Raw genomic sequence first — 5,620 nt, 5'->3', positions numbered from 1 at the left:
TCCACGCGTTGCCCGTCGACGTAAGGGGCGAGGAACTGCCGGTCGGCGGCAATCACGTAGCCGCGCAGGGCGGTTTCCTGGTCACGCAACGCGCCCTGCAACTGATACGCGGAGACACGGGCAGGCTGAATGTCATCGGTCAGCTCACGCGTCACTGCGTCGGTGCGGTGCAACAGCACCGCACCTGCGGCTGCCCCGGCCAGCACCACCATTCCCATGACCGACAACACCACGGCCTGCCAGCCCGCGACCGTCAGCCGCGATCCCAGCTGCGGGCCCTCGGTGGTGGCGTCCGCCTGAACCGTCGATCCCATTGTCACCCGACGCTGCGCTCTACCCGCACCACCGCGACGTCGTCGCTGAACCCGCCATGCGTTTGGGCCCGAGCCTCGACCTGATCGATGAGCGCGTCGACGAACTCCGGGCCGGGCAGCGCCGCCAGCGACCGGGCCAGCTCCAGTAAACCGTCCTCGCCGAGGCGTTCGGCACCGCGACCAGAATGCCCCTCGAACAGTCCGTCGGTGAGTAGCACCAGACCGTCACCTTCGGGGAGTTCCATTGAATACTCCGGCCAGCCGTCACCGGCGAATCCCAAAGCTGGGCCGGCCGGTGGCTCGGCCCATTCCACGGTGCCGTGGCCGTGTACCAGCATCCCGGGATGTCCGGCGCGGACCGCGATAACGCGCGGACTGTCGGGACTGACTGCCAAGCTGAGCATCGTCGCGAAAATGGTGCGGCCTGCGCCTTCAGCGTGCAGGATCTGTTCGAGCTGCCTCATCGCAGCGTCACCGTGGATGCCGCTCAACGTCAATGTGCGCCAGGCGATCCGCAGTGCCGCCCCCAACGCCGCCTCGTCAGGCCCGTGCCCGGCGACGTCACCGATAACGATGTGCACGGTTCGGTCCGGCGTTTGCACGACATCGTAGAAGTCTCCACCCAGCAGCGCGTTGGTGCGGCTGGGCCGGTATCGGGTCACCACGTTTACTTCTGAGCCTTCGAGCAGTAGCGGGGAGGGCAGCAGACCACGTTCCAGCCGCGCATTTTCCCGGGCCCGAAGATCGCTCGCCTGCAGCTCCACTGCAATGAGCTCGGCACGCTTACGTTCGATTGCGTACAGCAGGGTCCGCCGCAGCAGGTCGGGTCCGACCCGCCCCTTGACCAAGTAGTCCTGCGCACCGCTGGCGACCGCCGACACCCCGAATTGTTCGTCATTCAATTCCGTCAGCACGACCACCGGAAGCGTGGCATCCCACTCGGTGACGCGGGCGATGCCGTCGAACCCGGTGGCGTCCGGTAGATGCAGGTCCAGCAACACGCAATCCGGGCGCTCGCGGGCCAGCGCGCCCTCGGCGTGCGCCAACGACGGCGCCCACTCCGCCCGGATGTCGGCGCCGGAGTCTGCGATCATTTCCTCGACCAGAACCGCATCACCGCGGTCGTCCTCGATCAGCAGCAGCGACAGCCAGTGCCTATCAGCTGCGGGAGCGACGTGGCTATGCGGCATCGGAATCGACCCCGGTTTGTTCAGCACAGGCTCGATCAAACATGTCCTCCACGCACTCCGACGCGCCAACGATAACCCACACGCTGGGTATTTGCCGGGATCACCGCCCAATCGCCGAAAGCTCCTATTTCGGGTCGACCTCGGCCCGCATCGTCGCCGCGCCTAGGCTTTAGGACATGCAACGAATAATCGGTACGGAGGTCGAATACGGCATCTCGTCGCCGTCGGACCCGACCGCCAACCCGATCCTGACCTCGACGCAGGCCGTGCTGGCCTATGCCGCCGCCGCCGGTATTCAGCGCGCCAAACGCACCCGCTGGGATTACGAGGTGGAATCGCCGCTGCGCGACGCGCGTGGTTTCGACCTGAGCCGTTCCGCCGGTCCGCCCCCGGTGGTCGACGCCGACGAGGTCGGCGCCGCCAACATGATTCTGACCAACGGTGCGCGGCTCTATGTCGACCACGCGCACCCCGAATACGCCGCCCCCGAGTGCACCGACCCGCTGGACGCGGTGATCTGGGACAAGGCCGGCGAGCGGGTGATGGAAGCCGCTGCCCGGCATGTCGCGAGCGTCCCGGGCGCCGCCAAGCTGCAGCTGTACAAGAACAACGTCGACGGCAAGGGCGCCTCCTACGGCTCGCACGAGAACTATCTGATGAGCCGGCAGACGCCGTTCTCATCCGTCATCGCCGGGCTGACCCCGTTTCTGGTGTCCCGCCAGGTGGTCACCGGCTCCGGCCGGGTCGGCATCGGGCCGTCCGGCGACGAGCCGGGCTTCCAGCTTTCGCAGCGGTCCGACTACATCGAGGTCGAGGTCGGGCTGGAGACCACGCTGAAGCGCGGCATCATCAACACCCGCGACGAGCCGCACGCCGACGCCGACCGCTATCGGCGGCTGCACGTCATCATCGGCGACGCCAACCTCTCCGAGACGTCGACCTATCTCAAGCTCGGTACCACCGCGCTGGTGCTCGACCTGATCGAGGACGGTCCGGCGCACGGAATCGACCTCAGCGACTTGGCGCTGGCCCGGCCGGTGCACGCCGTGCACGCGGTCAGCCGTGACCCGTCGCTGCGAGCCACCGTCGCCCTGGCCGATGGTCGTGAGCTGACTGCCCTTGCACTGCAACGGATTTACCTGGACCGGGCGGCGAAGCTGGTCGACGGCCGCGACCACGACGCACGCGCGTCCGACGTCGTGGAGACCTGGGCGCACGTGCTCGATCAACTCGAGCGCGATCCGATGGAGTGCGCCGAGCTGCTGGACTGGCCGGCCAAGCTGCGACTCCTGGAAGGCTTCCGGCACCGGGAGAACCTGAGTTGGTCGGCACCCCGGCTGCACCTGGTCGATCTGCAGTACTCCGACGTCCGGCTGGACAAAGGTCTGTACAACCGGCTGGTCGCGCGCGGTTCGATGAAGCGTCTGGTCACCGAGCAGCAAGTGATCGACGCGGTCGACAATCCGCCCACCGACACCCGGGCCTACTTCCGCGGGGAATGCCTGCGCCGCTTCGGCGCCGACATCGCGGCGGCCAGCTGGGACTCGGTGATTTTCGATCTGGGTGGCGATTCGCTGGTGCGAATTCCGACGCTGGAGCCGCTGCGCGGCAGCAAAGCGCACGTCGGAGCGCTGCTGGATTCGGTGGACAGCGCGGTCGAACTGGTGGAGCAGCTGACCACCTGAGCGGCCGGACACCGGGCTTTCGCCTGAGCAATAACGCTATTGACCGGTAGGGTGGAGAACAACGGGCGTGTTTCACCCCCGATGACGATGCAGGAGGCAGCGATGGCCCAGGAGCAGACCAAGCGCGGCGGTGGCGGCGGCGATGACGACGACCCCACTGCCAGCACGGCCGCGGGCCAGGAGCGTCGCGAGAAGCTGACCGAGGAGACCGACGACCTGCTGGATGAGATCGACGATGTTCTGGAAGAGAACGCCGAAGACTTTGTCCGCGCATACGTCCAAAAGGGCGGACAGTGACCTGGCCCAACCGCGATCGCCTGGCCACCAACTCTGCACTTCCCGGAACCGCCTCCGGCGGCCTTTCCTCATTCACTGATTATTTGCGCCATGCGGCGCCCGAGCTGCTGCCCGCGGGCATCGGTAGCGCGAACGCGATCACGCCGAGTTCTCAGCTGCCGCACGGAACGACGATCGTCGCGCTGAAATACCCGGGTGGAGTCCTGCTGGCCGGCGACCGGCGTTCGACACAGGGCAACATGATCGCGGGTCGCGATGTGCAGAAGGTGTACATCACCGATGACTACACCGCGACCGGGATCGCCGGCACCGCGGCCATCGCCGTTGAATTCGCCCGGCTCTACGCCGTCGAGCTCGAGCATTACGAAAAGCTGGAAGGCGTGCCACTTACCTTTGCGGGCAAGGTGAACCGACTGGCGATCATGGTGCGCGGCAACCTCGCTGCGGCGATGCAGGGCCTGGTGGCCGTGCCGCTGTTGGCCGGCTTCGACATCCACGATCCTGACTCGCAGAAGGCGGGCCGCATCGTCTCCTTCGACGCGGCCGGTGGCTGGAACCTGGAAGAAGAGGGCTACCAGTCGGTCGGTTCGGGATCGATATTCGCGAAATCATCGATCAAGAAGTTGTATTCACAAGTGACGGATGCTGATTCGGCGCTACGAGTGGCCGTCGAGGCGCTATACGACGCGGCCGATGACGATTCGGCCACTGGCGGGCCCGACTTGGTCCGCGGGATCTTCCCGACCGCGGTCACGATCGGCGCCGACGGTGCGGCCAACGTGGCCGAGCCGCGCATCGCCGAGTTGGCGCGGGAGGTCATCGAAAGACGTTCCCGCGCTGACACTTTCGGACCGGACGCCAACCGCGCGGGAAGTGATTCATGAGTTTCCCGTATTTCATCTCGCCCGAGCAGGCGATGCGCGAGCGAAGCGAGCTCGCGCGCAAGGGTATTGCGCGAGGCCGCAGTGTCGTCGCACTGGTCTTCTCCGGTGGTGTGCTGTTCGTTGCGGAGAACCCGTCGCGATCGCTGCAGAAGATCAGCGAACTCTACGACCGAGTCGGCTTCGCCGCCGCCGGAAAGTTCAACGAGTTCGACAATCTGCGCCGCGGCGGAATTCAGTTCGCCGACACCCGCGGCTACGCCTACGATCGCCGCGACGTGACCGGACGGCAGCTGGCCAACGTGTACGCACAGACGCTGGGATCCATCTTCACCGAACAGGCCAAACCGTACGAAGTGGAGCTGTGCGTCGCCGAAGTTGCTCACTACGGCGAGACCAAACCGCCTGAGCTGTACCGGATTACCTACGACGGGTCGATCGCTGACGAGCCGCATTTCGTGGTGATGGGCGGCACCACCGAGCCGATCGCCACCGCACTCAAGGACTCCTACGCCGAGAACGCCGATTTGGCCGACGCGGTGCACATCGCGGTCGACGCCTTGAAGGCGGGCAGCGGCAACGGCGACGACAACACCCTGGACGTCACGACGCTGGAGGTAGCCATCCTCGACGTCAACCGGCCGCGGCGGGCATTCCGGCGGATCACCGGTGCCGCGCTGGAGCGGCTGCTGCCGGAGCCCGACGATGCCGAGTCGGACGACGACTCGGCTGAGGAATCGTCGAAATAGGCTCTGGCTCGTGCTGATTGGTTTGCTGCTCGCGCTGGGCTGCTCGGTGTGTTACGGCACCGCGACGGTGCTGCAGGCCGCGGCGACCCGGTCGGTGGATCCCGGTGACAGCGATTCCGGCGTGGACGCGGCCCTGCTACTGCGGGCGTTGCGGCAGTGGCGCTACTTGGTCGGCATCGGGCTTGACGGGCTCGGCTTTATCTTGCAAGTCGCGGCGCTGCGGTTGGTGCCGATCTACGTCGTCGCCGCCGCGATCGCCGGATCGTTGGCCGTCACCGCGATCGTGGCCGCATGGGTGCTGCACACGCGATTGTCACGCCTCGAGTGGGCCGCCGTGGCCGTGGTGTGCGCGAGCCTGGCGATGCTCGGCCTTGCCGCCGGCCCGGAGGGGTCCGGACACGGACCACCCCAGCTGGGCTGGGCGCTGCTGGTGATCGTCGCCGTGGTGTTTGTTGCCGGCGCGGCCGCGGGCACGCTGACAACACGAAAGCGACTGCTGTCGAA

General features: G+C 66.7%; 6 protein-coding genes and 1 pseudogene. 5 read left to right on the top strand and 2 right to left on the bottom strand.

Features of this window, described 5'->3' with window-relative positions:
* Positions 1-314 (bottom strand): CHASE3 domain-containing protein (locus WAN02_RS10775; RefSeq protein ID WP_422264150.1); only part of this gene is annotated, 314 nt, incomplete at its 3' end.
* A 2-nt stretch (positions 315-316) separates the two neighbouring features.
* Positions 317-1,504, bottom strand: coding sequence for a PP2C family protein-serine/threonine phosphatase (locus WAN02_RS10770; RefSeq protein ID WP_422264151.1), 1,188 nt, complete (start codon positions 1,502-1,504; stop codon positions 317-319).
* Between the two features lie 176 nt (positions 1,505-1,680).
* On the opposite strand from WAN02_RS10770, the gene dop reads away from it, so the two are divergent.
* From dop to WAN02_RS10745, 5 genes and pseudogenes are all read left to right on the top strand, one after another.
* A complete protein-coding gene (dop, locus tag WAN02_RS10765) occupies positions 1,681-3,189 on the top strand; it encodes a pup deamidase/depupylase (RefSeq protein ID WP_422264148.1) in 1,509 nt (502 codons plus the stop codon).
* Between the two features lie 102 nt (positions 3,190-3,291).
* Positions 3,292-3,486, top strand: a complete 195-nt coding sequence (locus WAN02_RS10760; protein ID WP_043409984.1) for a ubiquitin-like protein Pup — start codon at positions 3,292-3,294, stop codon at positions 3,484-3,486.
* On the top strand, positions 3,483-4,370 hold the full coding sequence (gene prcB / locus WAN02_RS10755) for a proteasome subunit beta (RefSeq protein ID WP_422264147.1): 888 nt from the start codon (positions 3,483-3,485) through the stop codon (positions 4,368-4,370). Before WAN02_RS10760 ends, prcB begins: the two co-directional genes overlap by 4 nt.
* Positions 4,367-5,116 carry a proteasome subunit alpha gene (gene prcA, locus WAN02_RS10750; RefSeq protein WP_422264145.1) on the top strand — a complete coding sequence of 250 codons (750 nt, stop codon included), beginning with the start codon at positions 4,367-4,369 and terminating at the stop codon, positions 5,114-5,116. Before prcB ends, prcA begins: the two co-directional genes overlap by 4 nt.
* 10 nt (positions 5,117-5,126) lie before the next feature.
* Positions 5,127-5,620 (top strand): annotated as a pseudogene (locus tag WAN02_RS10745) (hypothetical protein); the annotation flags it as partial.

Origin of the sequence: Mycobacterium sp. (genome assembly GCF_049281135.1) — a bacterium.
Lineage (GTDB): Bacteria > Actinomycetota > Actinomycetes > Mycobacteriales > Mycobacteriaceae > Mycobacterium.
This window is presented reverse-complemented; position numbering and strand designations above follow the sequence as displayed.